This window comes from Pedobacter zeae (genome assembly GCF_014196715.1).
GTDB lineage: Bacteria > Bacteroidota > Bacteroidia > Sphingobacteriales > Sphingobacteriaceae > Pedobacter > Pedobacter zeae.
Map to the genome: position 1 here is coordinate 601,558 of NZ_JACIEF010000004.1, position 17,229 is coordinate 618,786.

Below are 17,229 nucleotides of genomic sequence, written 5' to 3' on the forward strand. Positions count from 1 at the left end.
GTTAGTAAATGCCTGAACAGATTGAAATTATTAAAGTTGTTTATATAGATTTGAAACAAATTATGAAGATGTTTACCAAGAATAAGTTAATTACCGGATCTGCATTATTAGTGGCATTAAGTTTTAGTCAGCAAATTAAGGCTCAAGAAGTGATCAGCATTCAACAGGCGGTTGAAAATACGCTGAAAAATAACCTCAATATCAAACAGGCTGCCTTTAGTGCTTCATTGAGCGAAGAAAATGTACGACAGTCTAAAAATGCCCTTTTACCCACACTTAATGGTAGCATCAATCAATCTATGCAATGGGGAAGGAGCCAGCAGGTATCGGGATTGTTCGAGAATACCCAGAACTATAACCTGAGCCCAAACCTGAGCTCAAACGTAGCACTTTTTGGCGGAGGTACAAAAATCAATCAGATCAGGCAGAACAAGATTTTGCTGGCTGCAGATCAAACCAATGTAGAGAAGGTAAAAAATGATCTTATTCTGCAGGTGGTAACGGCTTATCTGCAGGTTTTAAATAACCAGGACCAGGTTAAAGCTACGCAGCAGCAGCTGGATGTGGCAAAATCTACCTTGAAAAGGGAACAGGCGCTTCTGGATGTAGGAAACAAAACGTTGGCCGATATTTCGCAGGCTAAATCGCAGGCAGCAACAGCAGAACTGAATTTAACCAATGCACAAAACCAGTTAACGATATCTTACCTTACCTTGGGGCAATTGATGGAAATACAGCCGCCAATGACCTTTAAAGTGCAGCCACCGCTGGTTGACGAGCTGAATAACATTCAGAATAATTATGTGCCAACTGATATTTACAAACAGGCATTAAGTACCTTTCCTGATATAAAACTTGCAGAATTGAATACTAAGGCTGCAGAAAAAGCCATAGATGTAGCCAAGGGGGGCTTTTTTCCTCAGATCAGCTTTGGTGCAGGCTTAGGCTCAGCCTACTATTATCAATTTAATTCAAGTTTTCCAATGTCAAAATTCAAAGATCAGTTATCTGATAACTTTGGCCAATATGTGAGCATGGGTATTTCTATCCCGATATTTAATGGCTTTACTACAAGGTCGTCGGTTAGAAAAGCTAAAATTGCCTGGATGCAACGCAAAACAGATGAACAGCTTTCGAAAAATAACCTGATCAAGGTAATTAATCAGGCTGTTGCCGACTTAAACGCCGCTCAAAGCAGGTATTCTTCTACCCAAAATGCTTTCCAGGCACAAAAAGATGCTTTTTACGTAATCGAGCAACGTTATGCCGTTGGTTTGGTAAACTCTTTAGATTACAGTACTGCACAAACCAACAGAAATAAAGCCGAAATAGATTTTATCCTGGCAAAATACGATTTGCTGTTCCGTGCCAAAGTGATTGATTATTATTTAGGCAAACAGATTGTTTTTTAAGACCGGGGACTGAAAGCAAAATGAATTTTTAACCTCAAAAACTTTCAAATTATAACGGTGTAACCTTATAAATTAAACAAACGAAATACAATACATAAATTATGAAACTGAAGCATATTATTATTACCGTAGTTGCGATTATAGCGCTCCTGGTTATACTGAAACTCGCTGGTGTAATTGGTGGCGATAAAACTGAAAAAGTAACTACAGAAAAAGCATCAGATAAAACTGTTATTGAGACAGTTACGGCCAGTGGCAAAATCCAGCCGGAAACCGAGGTTAAATTAAGTTCGGAGGTATCGGGCGAGGTAGTGGAACTAAAAGTGAAAGAAGGCGATATTGTTAAGGCAGGCCAATTGCTTTGTAAAGTACGTCCGGATGTATTGCAGTCGGGTTACGAAAGAACGGTGGCTACCTTTAATGCACAGAAAGCCAGTGTAGCTGCGGCACAACAGCAACTTGCCCAAAACCAGGCTAACTTTGTAAATGCCGAGGCTACCTACAAACGTAATGTTGAGCTTTTCAATAAAAAAGTAATTTCAGCTTCAGAATTCGATTCGGCTAAAGCGGCCTTTTTAACAGCTAAAGCCAATTTGGCCAGTGCGAAAGAAAATGTAATCGGTGCTAAGTTTACCTTGGAGCAAACAGGGGCAAATGTGAAAGAAGCAGGGGCTAACTTAGCCAAAACAACCATTTATGCACCGGTTGATGGTGTTGTTTCTAAATTATCAATCGAATTGGGCGACCGTATCTTAGGAACTTCGCAGATGGCCGGTACCGAAATCATGCGTATATCTAACCTGTCATCCATGGAGGTTAACGTGGATGTGAACGAAAACGATATCACCCGTGTTAAAGTAGGCGATAAAGCTACGATCGAAGTAGATGCCTTCTCTGATAAAAAGTTTAAAGGTGTAGTAACTGAAATTGCAAGTTCATCAACCGCTGTGGGTACTGCAGTATCTACTTCGGTAGATCAGGTCACCAATTTCTCTGTAAAAATCAGGATCAGCGAAGAAATGGAAGGTAAACAGCAATCCGCTTTCCGCCCGGGAATGTCGGCTACGGTTGATATTGAAAGCGAATCGTTAACCGGTTTGGCTATTCCGATCCAGGCTGTATTTACTGACAATGGAAAATCAGGTGAAAGCCAGGGCAACCAGGAAAATACCGATAAACAAAAATCAAAACTGACTGATAAAAAGATAAAGCAATATGTGTATGCTTACGATGCTAAAACCAAAAAGGTTAAAAAGACCGAGGTAACCACAGGCATCCAGAACGATCAGTTTATCATTGTAAAATCGGGTGTTAAAGCCGGCGATGAAATTGTAACCGGTCCGTATTCTGCCATTCAGAACAAACTGAAAGACGGTATGATTGTAGAAAAAACATCTAAAGACCAATTGTTTAGCAAAGAGGCCAAGAAGTAGTTTATAATTAATCGCAAGAAATAGTAACTTGCGTTGTTTAAGGTGTATTCCTAAGGTTTAGGGTGTAAGGTTTAAGGTATAAGGCATTAGTCTAAACCTTAAGCCTTACACCTTTTGCCTTATGCCTTTTAAATAAGGCCTTACACCTTTACCTTAAACCTTTTTTTATAAACATGGTACCTAAAATAGCAATGATAGGGGGTGGGAGCTGGGCTACTGCCATCGTAAAAATGCTTGCAGATAATTTATCGGATAAAGAGATTTTTTGGTGGATGCGCAATGAAACAGCCATTGAGCACATTAAAAAATTTAAGCACAATCCGCATTACCTCAGTTCTGTTGAGTTAAAGCTCGGCCAGGACAATATCTCGTCTGATATTGTTGCGATTATAAAATCGGCTGATATTGTTATTTTAAACGTGCCGGCTGCGTTTTTAAAAGAAACTCTATCGGTTATAACACCCGAAGATTTGAAAGGCAAGAAGATCGTATCAGCCATTAAAGGTATCGTACCTGAAGATAACCTGATTATAGGTGAATTTTTGCATAAAAACTACCATATTCCGTACCACGATATTCTGGTGGTAAGTGGCCCATGCCATGCCGAAGAGGTAGCCTTAGAGAAATTGTCTTACCTAACCATTGCCTGTACCGATATCGAAAAAGCATCGGTATTTGCTTCGCTTTTAACTACCCGCTACATTAAAACCAATGTTTCTGACGATATTTTTGGAACGGAATACGCGGCAGTTTTAAAAAATATTTATGCGGTTGCCAGTGGTATTTGTCATGGCATAGGTTATGGCGATAATTTTCAGGCGGTACTGATTAGTAATGCCATTCGCGAAATCAAACGTTTTGTAGATGTGGTGCATCCTATCGATAGGGATATTAAGGAATCGGCCTATCTGGGCGATTTGCTGGTTACCGCTTATTCGCAATTTAGCCGCAACCGTACTTTTGGTAACATGGTAGGGAAGGGCTATACCGTAAAGTCTGCCCAACTCGAGATGAATATGGTAGCTGAAGGTTATTATGCTGCAAAATGTATGCACCTTAAAAATCAGGAATATAACGTTGATATGCCCATTTGCAAGGCCGTACACAGCATCATTTACGAGAAACGTTCGCCACAGATAGAAATGAAACTATTAGCAGAGAAGCTAAGCTAACACAGGGGAGAGAACGCCCTTTTTCACTTTGTTTTTTTGTAGTAACCTTGTTTTTAGCCCCCTGTTGCAGGCGGGCGGGCGCAGCGGAAGGGTATAGCGCAACATGGGAACAGATGCTAATAATTGTAACTGCCCTGCGCTTGAAATATATGGTGTTTCTTTTTTGGAAAGCAGGTTCCTTGCCCATCGGTTGGGGCAGTCCTTCTTTCCGCTTTTGTCTTTTTGTGAGGGTTTGTGGAAACATTTTTGTTTGTGCGCCAAAAAGTATAACCGCTTCAATAAGGTTTATTTAATAAGGGGCAGTAGAAGAAACAGCCTAGCACTTGCCCATTATTATGCTTTTTTCATTTTGTTCTTTGCCGTAAGCGCGTTTTTAGCTCCGGGCGCAGCGCAAGGATATGGCAGAGCATGGGAACAGACGCTAATAATTGTAACTGCCCTGCGCTTGAAATATATGGTATTTCTTTTTTGGAAAGCAGGCTCCTTGCCCGTCGGTTGGGGCAGTCCTTCTTTCCGCTTTTATCTTTTTGTGAGGGTTTGTGGAGACATTTTTGTTTGTGCGCCAAAAAGTATAACCGCTTCAATAAGGTTTATTTAACAAGGGGCAGTAGAAGAAACAGCCTAGCACTTGCGCATTATTATGCTTTTTTCATTTTGTTCTTTGCCGTAACCGCGTTTTTAGCCCCTGGCGCAGCGCAAGGATATAGCGGAGCACGGGAATAGACTGTAATAGTTGTAACTGCCCTGCGCTTGAAATATATGGTGTTTCTTTTTTGGAAAGCAGGTTCCTTGCCTGTCGGTTCGGGTAGTCCTTCTTTCCGCTTTTATCTTTTTGTGAGGGTTTGTGGAAACATTTTTGTTTGTGCGCCAAAAGTATAACCGCTTCAATAAGGTTTATTTAACAAGGGACAGAAGAAGAAACAGCCTAGCACTTGCCTATTATTATGCCTTTTTCATTTTGTTCTTTGCCGTAACTGCGTTTTTAGCCCCGGGCGAAGCGGCATCCCTGCAGCGCAGCGAAAGGATATAGCGAAGAACGGGAACAGATTCTGATAGCTGTGACTGCCCCTGCGCTTCAAAAAACAATTAAGCCTTGAGGTAAGTATTTTCAGTATGTTTTGTACAGATTGTCTTTCTTTTGACTGTATACTTCAGGTGCTTAAAAAAAATATATTCTTTATCTTTATTAGTGTAACAGAAATAAAACAAAACTAATCATCAGCTGTTATGCTCTAATAAAATATAACTGTCATGAAAAAGAAATTTGTAATGGGTTTATTAACAATGGCCTTAATTGGCGGTGTAACCCTTAGCGTAAATGCACAAGAAAAAAAGAAAACTGAAGTTGGTAAAGCATTAGATCATACCGGAAAAGCAATTAGTAAAGGGGCTAAGTCAGTAGGCAATAAAACAGCCGAAGTAGCGGTAAAAGGCAGTTCAAAAATAGCCGATAAAACCTGGAAAGGTAAAATGGCACCTGATGGATCTGATGTTTACATTAACGGAAAGAACGAAAAGTATTATGTAAATGCTAAGGGTGCCAAAATTTGGTTGAAACCAAGCCAGATTAAAAACAGGCCAGCGTCTAAAAACTAAATCATAAAAAAATCCCGGTCATAAACCGGGATTTTTTATTTAAAGAGCATGATGGAGTTCTTATGAAATTTTTAGTCTGTAAATACTATCTATATAAGAACTTGTTCCGGTTTGGATTTCTTTAGGAGCTTCTGTTTTATCAATCAATAATTTTTCAACTACATTATTGTTTACCTTTAAATTAAGCTCATAAAGCTTGTTATCGCCAAGCCTGAGGTAAAAAGTTTGGTCGATGTGCTTAGCTAACAGGAGTATTTCGTTCGAAATAAGCTGGTAATATTCCAATTTCTGATTGGCCGAATAACTAAAAGGCTGGCGTATTTCAAAGTTGATTGGTTTAATTGTATGGTTGGTATCTTTGGCATAAAGCTGAATCTTGGTTTTATCGAAGTAGCCTGTAGTTTTTGGATTGAGTAAATCAACGTCGGCGCTGTTTTTAATCACCAGGCTCAGCGGTGGATATGTAATTGGTGAGCAGGCGCATAAGCCGCCACCACCGATATTCTCTTTTTTACAGCCCAAACCAATCATAAAGATAGCGGAGAGGATAATCAGAAATTTTTTCATGATTCTTTTAGGATTTTTCAGCATAAACGGTTAAACACTGTTTTTTGCTACAACATGTTAACAATTAACCGGAAGGCTTGAAAACAAAAATCCCGAAAGGGCAACTTCCGGGATTTTTTAAGCAGTTATATTTATTAAACAATTGTGCCGTACAGATCGAAATCTTCGGCCCTGTGAACCTTCACCTGAACAAAGCTTCCGTTGGCAGCATAGCCTGTTGCAGCATCAATTAACACTTCGTTATCCACCTCTGGCGAATCAAATTCGGTTCTGCCCACAAAGAAATCCCCCTCTTTTTTATCAACCAGCACTTTAAACGTTTTGCCAACTTTTTCCTGGTTAATATCAAATGAGATGCCCTGCTGGATTTCCATGATCTCATCAACACGTTGTTGTTTTACTTCCTCAGGAACATCGTCAATCAAGGTGTGGGCATGTGTCTTTTCTTCATGTGAGTAAGTAAAGCAGCCCAAACGATCAAATTTGGTTTCTGCTACCCATTCCTTCATTTCTTCAAAGTCGCGTTCTGTTTCGCCCGGATATCCGCATATTAAAGTAGTACGCATAGCAATATTAGGCACCTTATCTCTAATTTGATTAACCAGATCGATCGTTTTCTGCTTGGTGGTACCACGGCGCATCGATTTTAGCATGTTATCGGTAATGTGCTGCAGTGGCATATCCAGGTATTTGCAGATATTGTCGCGCTCATTCATAACATCTAAAATTTCCATAGGGAAACCTGACGGATAGGCATATTGCAGGCGGATCCATTCAATTCCAGGGACATCTGATAAGCGACGCATCAACTCATCTAACTTACGTACGCCGTAGAGGTCAAGGCCGTAATAGGTTAGGTCCTGTGCAATCAGGATTAGCTCTTTGGTGCCGTTTTTAGCCAGTATTTTGGCTTCATTAACCAGTTCTTCCATGGGCTTGCTCATGTGCTTGCCGCGCATCAGCGGAATGGCACAGAACGAACAGGGCCGGTTACAGCCTTCGGCTATTTTAAAATAGGCAAAATGAGACGGGGTAGTAAGTAAACGTTCGCCAATCAGTTCATGTTTATAGTTGGCGCCCAGTTCGTGCAGGATATTTTGTAAATCGTTGGTGCCAAAAAAGGCATCAACATTGGTAATTTCTGATTCAAGTTCCGGTTTATACCGCTCAGAAAGACAACCCGTAACCACTACTTTGCCAATTTTACCGGCCTCTTTTAATTCGCTGAACTGGAGGATGGTATCGATTGATTCTTGTTTGGCGTTATCAATAAAACCGCAGGTATTAATCACAACGATATCATCTTTCCCCATTTTGTCCGATTCGTGGGTAACATTTAAATTGTTGCCACGCAACTGGCCCATCAATACTTCTGAATCGTATATATTTTTAGAACAACCCAAGGTTATCACATTAATTTTGGGTTGTTTTAGTGCTGTTTTATTGCGTACTACTTTAGTATTCATCTTTTACACTTAATCTTTACTGTTATTAAAAGTAAGGAGATTGTCGCCCTGAATTTATTTCAGGGTCTTTAGTTTTAAAAAATATGCTGAAGAAATCCAGCATGACAGATATTCTACAGGTTACTTAAACAAACTGTTTACGAACTCCTTTTTATCAAAGAGTTGCAGGTCATTTATTTTTTCGCCTACACCAATATATTTAACCGGGATCTTAAACTGATCGGAAATACCAATTACTACACCCCCCTTGGCTGTTCCGTCCAATTTGGTAATGGCTAAGGCATTTACATCTGTAGCTTCGGTAAACTGTTTGCATTGTTCAAAAGCGTTTTGGCCAGTGGAGGCATCCAATACCAGCAGAATTTCGTGCGGTGCACCAGGTACTACTTTTTGCATTACCTGTTTAATTTTGCCCAGTTCGTTCATTAGGCCAACTTTGTTATGCAAACGCCCGGCGGTATCGATAATTACAACATCCTCACCATTGGCAACGGCCGATTGCAGGGTATCGAAGGCAACAGAAGCGGGATCCGATCCCATGGCCTGGGCTACCACCCTTACGCCAACACGTTCGCCCCAAAGTTTAATCTGGTCAACAGCGGCAGCCCTAAAGGTATCTGCAGCTCCCAAAACAACTTTAAGTCCTGATTCTTTCAGTTTATGGGCCAATTTTCCGATCGTAGTGGTCTTGCCTACACCGTTTACACCAACCACCATAATTACATAGGGTTTATGATCGCCATATTCGAACTGACGGAAATCGTTACTGTTATTTTCTGATAGCAGCAGCTGGATTTCATCGCGGAGGATAAAGTTGAGCTCGGAAGTGTTAAGGTATTTATCTCTGGCAACACGCTCTTCGATGCGTTTGATGATTTTTAGGGTTGTACTTACGCCTACATCAGAAGTAACCAAAACCTCTTCAAGATTATCGAGTACTTCATCATCAACAGAAGATTTTCCTGCTACAGCCTTGGTAATTTTATTAAAGAAACCATCTTTTGTTTTCTCTAAACCTTTATCCAATGCTTCCTGAGCTTCAGGTGCGGTTTCTTTCTTTTTGAAAAAATCAAATAAACCCATTAGTTATTAATTATATTTTAAAAAATCGGTAGGTGTTTGTACTGCTATTTTACTCCCAGCAAAATCTTTTACATTTCTTGTTATAATAAGATCAATCTGATTGAGTTCGGCGGCAGCATGTTGTACCGCATCTTCAAAATCTGAAAAATTAGAATGGATAGCAAAGATTAAGGTATCTTTATTTATACTTAAAATATTAACTGAACCTAAAAGTGTGATTAGGACATCAATAGTTTTATCGTGTCCAATATTTTTTTTGCAGATGTAATATATGTCAGTAAAAGTTGAAGCCAGAATAAAGCCATTTATATTTAGACCATCAGCCTTGCTAAGTGCTTTAAAAGAATCGTTAAAGAACGGATCTCTTTTAAGACTCACATCTATAAAGATATTAGTATCAAATAAAATATTCATTTACTTATGCTTGTCCATAAGATAATCGTATTTCGCTTTATCTGGGTCAATGCCTTCCAATACACCTGAAAATTTATCAAGAAATTCTTTCATGCTTTTTTTCGGGGTATGCTGAATAACTTCATCTAAGATAATAACCTCAACCTCTTTGTTTTTTACATCAAATCCTTCAGGAACAATTATAGTTCCGTTTTCAGAAACTTTTGCCTTAAACTTGTACGCTTCCATGGTTATGCTTTTTCCAAAGATAATCAATTATTTTCTAACGTAAATTTTGCTAACAAAAAAAGCCCTTCCGGTTAAAACGGAACGGCCTATATATTTTTATATTAAAAAATATTAACCTTATTTAGATGCAATAGCATCTTTTACGTGGTCGTTGTGTACGATAAGTTCTTTGAATGAATAAGCACCTGTTTTAGGTGATTTTACCATTGTAATTACTTTCGAATATTCTTTACCTGTACCTGTTTTAAGGGTTGCAACTACTTTCTTTGCCATGTTCTTATAATTTTAAATGATTGAATGATAGAAAGGATTGAATGAGTGGTTAGACCCTCAACCTTAAGCCTTTTACCTTCAGCCTTATTTAATCTCTTTATGTACGGTTACTTTTCTCAATACCGGATTGAATTTTTTCAATTCTAATCTTTCAGTAGTGTTTTTACGGTTCTTGGTAGAAATATATCTAGACATACCTGGCATGCCACTTTCTTTATGTTCAGTACATTCTAAAATAACCTGAACTCTGTTACCTTTTTTTGCCATTTTATTATAAATTGAAAACTGTTAATCTCAACAGTTAATGTTTTTTACAAAAATCCTTTTTTTACGAAACGGTTAATTGCTTCGCTGATACCCACCTTATTGATGGTTTTGATCGCTGAAGTAGAAACTTTCAACGTAATCCAACGGTTTTCTTCAGGGATATAAAATTTCTGAAGTTGTAGGTTTGGATAAAATTTGCGTTTGGTTTTAACGTTTGAGTGAGAAACGTTGTTACCTACCATTGCTTTTTTTCCTGTTAAATCACAAACTCTTGACATGACTTGTAAATATAGTTGTTAATATCGTCCGCTTAATTTTTTTAAGAGTGTGCAAATATCTGAATAAAAATTGTAAACGGCAATAGCCTAGCTAATTATTTTTATAATTCGCTGAAGTGAGATCATTAATTTTGACTTTAAGCATTTAATAGCTGGGCTGGACTAAAAGTAACTGTTGATTTTTTAGGCAGGAGCTTTATGATATAGCACCTGTTGTATTTAGGTTTCAAAGAATAATCATCGAATTTAGGTTAATTTATATTCATAGATAGTAAAAGCTTTGCCATACTGAAAATGGATATTTAACATATTTGATCTTTAAAAATAATATAACATCAAAGTTTGATATTCATTTTGATACGATTTGTCTGTTTCTCCTTATTATTATTTATTTAAATTAGCCCCACTAAACCAAAATATAAACAAGCGATGCAAATTACATCTTTTAAGCAGTACGAAGAAGATTATAAAAAAAGCGTAGAAAACCCGGAGCAGTTTTGGGGAGAAGTAGCACAGAACTTTCAGTGGCGTAAGCCTTGGTTTAAAGTCTTATCCTGGAACTTTAACGAACCCAATATCAAGTGGTTCGAAGGTGCTAAACTTAATATTACCGAAAATTGTTTAGACCGGCACTTGGCTACGAATGGAGATAAACCTGCTATTATTTGGGAGCCTAATAACCCGGAAGAAGAAAGTGTAACCTATACTTATAAAATGCTGCATGAGCGTGTTTGCCGTTTTGCCAATGTATTGAAACGTAACGGAGCAAAAAAGGGCGACCGCATCTGTATCTACATGCCTATGGTACCCGAACTGGCTATTGCTGTCCTGGCCTGTGCGAGGATTGGTGCTGTACATTCGGTTATTTTTGGTGGTTTTTCTGCAAAGTCAATCGCCGATAGGATCAACGATTCGCAATGTAAATTGGTGATAACCGCCGATGGTTCTTATCGCGGCAATAAGCAGATCCCTTTAAAGGATGTGATTGATGATGCGCTGATCGGTTGTCCGACGGTAGAAAAATGTATTGTACTTACCCATATCAGAACTCCGGTTTCGATGCTGAAGGGCAGAGACGTTTGGTGGGAAGATGAGGTAAAACACGTGAACGATGTTTGCGAGGCAGAAGAAATGGACGCGGAGGATATGCTGTTTATCCTTTATACTTCCGGTTCAACCGGAAAACCAAAAGGAGTGGTACATACCTGCGGTGGTTATATGGTATATGCAGGTTATACCTTTGCCAATGTATTCAATTACCAACCTGGGGAAGTTTATTTCTGTACGGCCGATATCGGTTGGATCACCGGACACTCTTATATTGTTTACGGACCGCTTTCGCAGGGCGCTACTTCAGTACTGTTCGAAGGTATTCCAACGTATCCAAGTCCTTCCCGCTTTTGGGATATTGTAGAAAAACACAAAGTAAATACGCTATATACTGCTCCAACGGCTATCCGTTCTTTAATGAGTTATGGCGATGAGCCTTTAAATGGCAAAGATTTAAGCACTATCCGGGTTTTAGGCTCGGTAGGGGAGCCGATCAATGAAGAAGCATGGCATTGGTTTGATGAGAAAATCGGGCATGGCAAAGCACCTATTGCCGATACCTGGTGGCAAACTGAAACCGGAGGGATCATGATTTCGCCTATTGCTACGGTAACACCAACCAAACCAAGTTTTGCTACATTGCCTTTACCGGGTATCCAACCGATCCTGGTTGACGAAAACGGTAATGAGATTGAAGGCAATGGCGTAATGGGCAACCTTTGTATCAAATTCCCATGGCCTGGTATGTTGCGTACTACCTATGGCGATCATGAACGTTGCAAACAAACGTATTTCTCTACTTATGATAATTTATATTTCACCGGCGACGGTTGTTTACGGGATGAAGATGGTTATTACAGGATTACAGGAAGGGTAGACGATGTACTGAATGTTTCGGGGCACCGTATTGGTACCGCAGAGGTAGAGAATGCCATTAATATGCATGCCGGTGTGGTAGAAAGTGCTGTGGTGGGTTACCCCCATGATGTAAAAGGCCAGGGAATTTATGCCTTTGTGATCTATCCGGATATGCATGGAGAAGCCGATCTGTCTAAAAAAGATATTCTACAAACTGTAACTCGCGTAATCGGGGCTATTGCAAAGCCTGATAAGATATTATTTGTTTCTGGTTTGCCAAAAACACGTTCGGGAAAAATTATGCGTAGAATTTTACGTAAGATCGCCGAAGGTGATACCAGTAATTTAGGCGATACCTCTACACTGCTTGATCCGGGTGTGGTAGAGGAAATTATTGAAGCGGCTAAGCAGCTTTAGTTCAGACTTTATTTAATCAAAATGCCTCCAAAGAAGATAGGAGGCATTTTCGTTTTACCTGTAATGAATGTTTTTTAATCAAAAGTATAATTAAAGGTAATAGAAATGGCCCTGATTTTTTCGAGGCCATTTCTGGTATAAAATATGCTTTCGATTGTTGAAAGGTATATTTTACGGTTTAATAAATTAGTACCCCGGGTTTTGAACTAATGCTTTGTTAGCAGTTAATTCGCGATCAGGGATAGGGAAAACCAATTTTGGATCATTGTATGCGAAAGCGCCGAGAGAACGCTTTGTACGTTTATAATCATGCAATCTGAAACCCTCATAATCCAGTTCTTTTTCACGTTCATTCAAAATTATAGCCAGCGTTGGCACTACTGTGCCTAAACCTGCTCTACCTCTTAAAGTATTGATATCACTAGCTGGGGTAGCCCCTATAGCGGTACCTAATCTGAAATTACACTCAGCCCTAATTAAATATTGCTCAGTAATACGTGCTACGGGGATATTTCCAAAATAGTCATACCATTTTTTTGTAAATAAGCCTGTTTTTGCTCCAGTACCGGTATAAATTAAATCAGTTTGCCTTTTATCACCGGCTTCAAAAGAATCATAAAAAGTTGTATTAACATTTGCATCTCCGCGACCAACATTACCTCCGGTTGAGTTTTCGTAACTAGCATAAAAAGTTGCCAATCCATCATTTGAAGATCCGGCATTACTTTGCTCGTTCTGTTGAATTTCAAAAATACCCTCACTTGAGTTTTTGGTTCTGAATGGAGCTTCCATAGAATTGGTTATTAAAGTGTATGGACTATTTGTAATAATGTCGTTTGCAAGGTCTCTGGCCAAAGCATACTTCCCTTCCTGGAGATACACACGGGCTAAAAAGGCCATTGATGCATATTTTTCATTAACAGCACTGAGTTTGGTAATTGATGATTTAAGATCATTTTCTACAGCGGTATAAACTTCTGCAATTGTATTTCTTGGAACACTCGTTACAATATCACTGGTTAATTGTACGGCTTTTGTGATGATTGGAACACCTAAACCTGTGTTAGTTCCGGTTGCATCGAAGGGCTGGGCATAAAGCCTCACCAGTTCAAAATGCATAATCCCCCGGATGAATAAAGCTTTGCCTTCAATGATGTCTTTAGTAGCGGCGTTGCTTACAACTCCGGTTGCAGAGAGTACAGTATTGGCTACGTTTATCGCTTTGTAAGCAGAAACCCAAGTTCTTAATACATCTCCATTCGTAGAAATGATTGCCTTATTAGAAATATCCCTATAAGTGCTGAATGAACCTGTCCAGTTTAAATAGCTATTACTCGCATAGATATCCGGAAGAAAGACAAGGTTTGTTCCATATAAATCTCCTGTAGCTAATACGGTATAGGCGCCTACAAGAGCATTTTGAACATCAGCTGTGGTAGATAAGGCTACATCCGAAGAAATCGATTGTTTTGGCTCAATCTCTAGCTGTTTTTTACACGATGCACTTAAAATAATAAGTGCTGCAGCCAATATATTTTTATAATAATTTTTCATAATTCTAATATTTATATCCATTAAAGCCCAATATTTACTCCAAAAGTTATCGTTCTGGCCTGTGGTGGCGTGTAGAAATCGTGTCCAATCTGGATATTGTTTGTTTGAAGAGAAGAGCCTGCAGGTGTATTTACCTCAGGATCATATCCATTATAGCCTGTAATGGTAAACAGGTTTTGTGCCGAAGCGTAGATTCTTACATTCTGTAGTTTATATTTTGTGATAAACTCTTTTGGTACATTGTACCCAAAAACAACACTTTTTATCCTTAAATAAGAACCATCCTGAATATACCTGGATGAAGGTCTTGTGCCGTTTGCAGAATCAAATCTTGGCTGAGGAATGGTTGTAATCCTATTTGTAGGTGTCCAGTAGTTTAACTGATCGATGGTTTGATTGTCGAAATAATCGCCATTTGCAGACTGAAAACCACCTGCCATATTATAAATATCGTTTCCTTTAACAAATTGAGCTTGAATATCTAAATCAAAATTTTTGAATGAGAGATGATTTCCAAATCCACCAAAGTATCTTGAGTTTGGATCGCCGATTTTTTGGTTTTGTGCGGCATTATAGTTATTTGTGGTGGTTGTACGGCTTGCATCAACATAGTAAAGTGCATCGCCATTATTTGCATCTACCCCCGCATAAGCTTTACCGTAAAAATATCCGAATGGTTCGCCTTCTGCAATCCTTCCTAAGAATCTGCCACCAGTAAAAATTGGCTGGCCATCTACTAATCGAAGAATTTTATTTCTATTAAAGGCAATATTGAATGATGTACTCCATTTAAATGCTCCAATAAAGTTTCTGGTATTTAATGAGAATTCCAAACCTTTATTTTGCATGTCTCCGATATTTTGAGTAATGGATGTAAACCCATTAGTTGCTGCAATTGGAACATTAAGGAGTAAATCTGTAGTTTTTTTCTTATAGGCTTCAATGGTACCTGTAATTCTATCCGATAAGAAGCCAAAGTCTAAACCTATATTAAAGTTTGATGTATTCTCCCATGTTAAATTAGGATCTCCTAACTGATTTGGAAGTGTACCTGCCGTACCTGCATAATTAACCCCACCATACAATGTTCTGGATGCAAAATTTCCAATTTCCGCGTTTCCGGTTAATCCATAACTTGCTCTAACTTTTAATAAACTTAACCAAGTGCTTGACTTTAAAAAGTTTTCATTAGTAGCAATCCAGCCTAAAGAAGCTGCCGGGAAAGTTCCGTACCTGTTATTAGCCCCAAATCTTGATGAACCATCCGTTCTAACGGAAGCGCTTACCAGATATTTGTCATCATATTTATAGTTTACCCTGGCTAAATAGGATACAAAAGAGTATTCAGTTTCGAATGAACTTCCTGCTGAAATTGTTGCTGCACTTGCAATTTTAACAAATCTATCAGACGGGAAACCTGTTCCTGTAACCGTTCCATATCTAAATTTAGTGTCTTGAAAAGTAAAACCACCTAACACATTTAAACTGTGTTTCTGATTAAATACTTTAGTGTAATTTAAAGTGTTGTTGGTGTTAAAGTTGATTGACTTCGCATTATAATCATTTCCATACCCACTTGTACTACCACCATCTTGTGTTTTCGAACCCAGATATTGTTCTTCCTCCAGGTTATTAAAGTCAAAACCATATTCGCTTCTAAAAACGAGGTCGGGTGTAATTTTTAAACTTGCGTATGCATTTGCAAAGGTTCTGTAGGTAGTAGATAAGTTGCTTCCGTTGGAGATATCAATTAGTGAGTTATAATAAACCGTATTATTGTTCAGCTCACCGGATGCATCATATATGGGTTGAATCGGAGGCAGTGCATTTAATTGTAGAGGGTTTGAAAATGCATTATCCGTAGGAATACGATAGTTGTCAACCTTAGAAATATTTATTGCTCCACCAATATCTAAAATTTTAGAAACGGTATGGTCTAAGCTTAATCTACCGCCTGTACGTACATAACGGTTACTTACTATAATTCCGTCATTATTGCTGTAATTACCAGAGATTAAAAAGCGGGTTTTAGCATCGCCACCACTGATATTTAAGTTATATTGTTGTACATGCCCTCTTCTAAAAGATGCATTTACCCAGTTTGCATCAGTTGTGCCGTCCCAGTCATTTGTTCCGGTATAATCTTTCCATAACTCAGAAGAATTACTATATCCATTGTAGTCAACATTTTTGAAAGACTCCTCCATTAACTGTTTATATTGTGCAGCATTTAAGAATTCTCCTTTTCTTGTCGGATCACTAAAGCCAGCGTAGTATCCAAAATCTATATTGGTTCTGCCTTGTTTACCCTTTTTAGTGGTGATTAATACAACGCCATTTGAACCTCTGGCACCATAAATCGCAGCAGAGGCCGCATCTTTTAACACTTCCATTGATTCTATATCATCCGGACTAATGGCTGCAAGCGGGTTATCAGCCTCCGTGTAAGTTCCCAGTGCATCGCTTACAATAGGAACGCCGTCTATTACAAATAATGGCTGGTTACTTGCAGAAATCGAAGAAATACCCCTTACCCGAATTTGAAGTGCCTGCCCAAGTTTACCACTGCTAGAGTTGATAAATACACCAGGAGCTTTGCCTTGTAAAGCACTCTCAATGGTTGCTAATGGCCTGTCCTTTAAATCGGCTGCCGTAACTTTCGCTATTGATCCGGTTACATCCCTGGCATTCTGTGTACCATAACCTACTACAATCACATCAGATAAGGTATTGTTTTCCTCCTCCAGGCTTACATTAATGGTTTGCCCGGTGATGGGTACTTCTTTGCTTTTGTAGCCTATAAAGCTAAAAACAAGTATTTTAGCATCTTCTGAAACAGTTAATTTAAAAGCCCCGGTGGCATCGCTCTGCGTGCCGTTACCTGGTGTGCCCTTTACAAATACGCTAACGCCTGGAATCGGTCCGGTGGTAGACGTCACCTTTCCGGTAATTACTTTGCCTTGTGCGAAAGCAAACGAAATTACGCAGAGAGATAAAATCATACTTAAGAGTAATTTTTTCATCAAATCGTTGATTTAGTTAGTAATGTTTAATAATTGATAGAAATAATACCGTTAATATAAATAAAATCTACATAAAACTGACGGAAAAAAGACAAAACACCGTTGTTGCTCAGGTAATTGGTCGGAAAATGAAACAAA

The 17,229-nt window shown here is 38.8% G+C and carries 16 protein-coding genes; 6 read left to right on the forward strand and 10 right to left on the reverse strand.

Features of this window, described 5'->3' with window-relative positions; genetic code table 11:
* Positions 1 to 8: 8 nt before the first annotated feature.
* The 5 genes from GGQ60_RS21195 to GGQ60_RS21215 all read left to right on the forward strand — a co-directional run bounded on the left by GGQ60_RS21195 (position 9) and on the right by GGQ60_RS21215 (position 5,613).
* A complete protein-coding gene (locus tag GGQ60_RS21195) occupies positions 9 to 1,412 on the forward strand; it encodes a TolC family protein (RefSeq protein ID WP_229685180.1) in 1,404 nt (467 codons plus the stop codon).
* A gap of 101 nt (positions 1,413 to 1,513) precedes the next feature.
* The gene (locus tag GGQ60_RS21200) at positions 1,514 to 2,845 is read left to right on the forward strand and encodes an efflux RND transporter periplasmic adaptor subunit (RefSeq protein ID WP_183768117.1); all 1,332 of its coding nucleotides are present in this window, start codon (positions 1,514 to 1,516) and stop codon (positions 2,843 to 2,845) included.
* A gap of 173 nt (positions 2,846 to 3,018) precedes the next feature.
* Complete coding sequence (locus tag GGQ60_RS21205; RefSeq protein WP_229685181.1) at positions 3,019 to 4,017, forward strand: NAD(P)H-dependent glycerol-3-phosphate dehydrogenase; 999 nt, start codon at positions 3,019 to 3,021, stop codon at positions 4,015 to 4,017.
* A 103-nt stretch (positions 4,018 to 4,120) separates the two neighbouring features.
* Positions 4,121 to 4,615, forward strand: coding sequence for a hypothetical protein (locus tag GGQ60_RS21210; protein WP_183768119.1), 495 nt, complete (start codon positions 4,121 to 4,123; stop codon positions 4,613 to 4,615).
* A gap of 653 nt (positions 4,616 to 5,268) precedes the next feature.
* Positions 5,269 to 5,613, forward strand: a complete 345-nt coding sequence (locus GGQ60_RS21215) for a hypothetical protein (RefSeq protein WP_183768121.1) — start codon at positions 5,269 to 5,271, stop codon at positions 5,611 to 5,613.
* Positions 5,614 to 5,673: 60 nt separating this feature from the next.
* Here GGQ60_RS21215 and GGQ60_RS21220 read toward each other — a convergent pair whose 3' ends face one another.
* The 8 genes from GGQ60_RS21220 to rpmB form a co-directional block, all read right to left on the reverse strand.
* Entirely contained in the window at positions 5,674 to 6,180 is a 507-nt protein-coding gene (locus tag GGQ60_RS21220; RefSeq protein WP_183768123.1) for a hypothetical protein, read from the reverse strand.
* Between the two features lie 134 nt (positions 6,181 to 6,314).
* A complete protein-coding gene (gene rimO, locus GGQ60_RS21225) occupies positions 6,315 to 7,646 on the reverse strand; it encodes a 30S ribosomal protein S12 methylthiotransferase RimO (RefSeq protein ID WP_183768125.1) in 1,332 nt (443 codons plus the stop codon).
* A gap of 120 nt (positions 7,647 to 7,766) precedes the next feature.
* Complete coding sequence (gene ftsY / locus GGQ60_RS21230; RefSeq protein ID WP_183768128.1) at positions 7,767 to 8,729, reverse strand: signal recognition particle-docking protein FtsY; 963 nt, start codon at positions 8,727 to 8,729, stop codon at positions 7,767 to 7,769.
* A gap of 6 nt (positions 8,730 to 8,735) precedes the next feature.
* Positions 8,736 to 9,143 (reverse strand): type II toxin-antitoxin system VapC family toxin, encoded by a 408-nt coding sequence (locus tag GGQ60_RS21235; RefSeq protein WP_183768130.1) that lies wholly within the window; start codon positions 9,141 to 9,143, stop codon positions 8,736 to 8,738.
* Positions 9,144 to 9,371 (reverse strand): hypothetical protein, encoded by a 228-nt coding sequence (locus GGQ60_RS21240; RefSeq protein ID WP_183768133.1) that lies wholly within the window; start codon positions 9,369 to 9,371, stop codon positions 9,144 to 9,146.
* A 117-nt stretch (positions 9,372 to 9,488) separates the two neighbouring features.
* Positions 9,489 to 9,644 (reverse strand): DUF4295 domain-containing protein, encoded by a 156-nt coding sequence (locus GGQ60_RS21245; protein WP_010599808.1) that lies wholly within the window; start codon positions 9,642 to 9,644, stop codon positions 9,489 to 9,491.
* Between the two features lie 84 nt (positions 9,645 to 9,728).
* Positions 9,729 to 9,911 (reverse strand): 50S ribosomal protein L33, encoded by a 183-nt coding sequence (rpmG, locus tag GGQ60_RS21250; protein WP_010599807.1) that lies wholly within the window; start codon positions 9,909 to 9,911, stop codon positions 9,729 to 9,731.
* Positions 9,912 to 9,955: 44 nt separating this feature from the next.
* Positions 9,956 to 10,189: a 50S ribosomal protein L28 gene (gene rpmB, locus GGQ60_RS21255; protein WP_025145121.1), complete on the reverse strand. Its 234-nt coding sequence runs from the start codon at positions 10,187 to 10,189 to the stop codon at positions 9,956 to 9,958.
* A 396-nt stretch (positions 10,190 to 10,585) separates the two neighbouring features.
* Here rpmB and acs point away from each other — a divergent pair, with 396 nt between their 5' ends.
* On the forward strand, positions 10,586 to 12,514 hold the full coding sequence (gene acs / locus GGQ60_RS21260) for an acetate--CoA ligase (RefSeq protein WP_262891945.1): 1,929 nt from the start codon (positions 10,586 to 10,588) through the stop codon (positions 12,512 to 12,514).
* A 186-nt stretch (positions 12,515 to 12,700) separates the two neighbouring features.
* Here the strand turns inward: acs and GGQ60_RS21265 are convergent, their stop codons facing one another.
* Entirely contained in the window at positions 12,701 to 14,068 is a 1,368-nt protein-coding gene (locus tag GGQ60_RS21265) for a RagB/SusD family nutrient uptake outer membrane protein (protein WP_183768137.1), read from the reverse strand.
* 20 nt (positions 14,069 to 14,088) lie between these two features.
* A complete protein-coding gene (locus GGQ60_RS21270) occupies positions 14,089 to 17,091 on the reverse strand; it encodes a SusC/RagA family TonB-linked outer membrane protein (protein ID WP_183768139.1) in 3,003 nt (1,000 codons plus the stop codon).
* Positions 17,092 to 17,229: the final 138 nt, after the last annotated feature.

Excerpts from the sequence above, each read along its gene's own strand:
- GGQ60_RS21270 (WP_183768139.1), bottom strand. The coding sequence starts at position 17,091 with ATGAAAAAATTACTCTTAAGTATGATTTTATCTCTCTGCGTAATTTCG.
- GGQ60_RS21195 (WP_229685180.1), top strand. The coding sequence starts at position 9 with ATGCCTGAACAGATTGAAATTATTAAAGTTGTTTATATAGATTTGAAA.
- GGQ60_RS21245 (WP_010599808.1), bottom strand. The coding sequence starts at position 9,644 with ATGGCAAAGAAAGTAGTTGCAACCCTTAAAACAGGTACAGGTAAAGAA.
- rpmB (WP_025145121.1), bottom strand. The coding sequence starts at position 10,189 with ATGTCAAGAGTTTGTGATTTAACAGGAAAAAAAGCAATGGTAGGTAAC.
- GGQ60_RS21240 (WP_183768133.1), bottom strand. The coding sequence starts at position 9,371 with ATGGAAGCGTACAAGTTTAAGGCAAAAGTTTCTGAAAACGGAACTATA.
- GGQ60_RS21210 (WP_183768119.1), top strand. The coding sequence starts at position 4,121 with ATGGGAACAGATGCTAATAATTGTAACTGCCCTGCGCTTGAAATATAT.
- ftsY (WP_183768128.1), bottom strand. The coding sequence starts at position 8,729 with ATGGGTTTATTTGATTTTTTCAAAAAGAAAGAAACCGCACCTGAAGCT.
- GGQ60_RS21220 (WP_183768123.1), bottom strand. The coding sequence starts at position 6,180 with ATGAAAAAATTTCTGATTATCCTCTCCGCTATCTTTATGATTGGTTTG.
- GGQ60_RS21215 (WP_183768121.1), top strand. The coding sequence starts at position 5,269 with ATGAAAAAGAAATTTGTAATGGGTTTATTAACAATGGCCTTAATTGGC.
- GGQ60_RS21200 (WP_183768117.1), top strand. The coding sequence starts at position 1,514 with ATGAAACTGAAGCATATTATTATTACCGTAGTTGCGATTATAGCGCTC.
- rpmG (WP_010599807.1), bottom strand. The coding sequence starts at position 9,911 with ATGGCAAAAAAAGGTAACAGAGTTCAGGTTATTTTAGAATGTACTGAA.
- GGQ60_RS21205 (WP_229685181.1), top strand. The coding sequence starts at position 3,019 with ATGGTACCTAAAATAGCAATGATAGGGGGTGGGAGCTGGGCTACTGCC.
- rimO (WP_183768125.1), bottom strand. The coding sequence starts at position 7,646 with ATGAATACTAAAGTAGTACGCAATAAAACAGCACTAAAACAACCCAAA.
- GGQ60_RS21235 (WP_183768130.1), bottom strand. The coding sequence starts at position 9,143 with ATGAATATTTTATTTGATACTAATATCTTTATAGATGTGAGTCTTAAA.
- GGQ60_RS21265 (WP_183768137.1), bottom strand. The coding sequence starts at position 14,068 with ATGAAAAATTATTATAAAAATATATTGGCTGCAGCACTTATTATTTTA.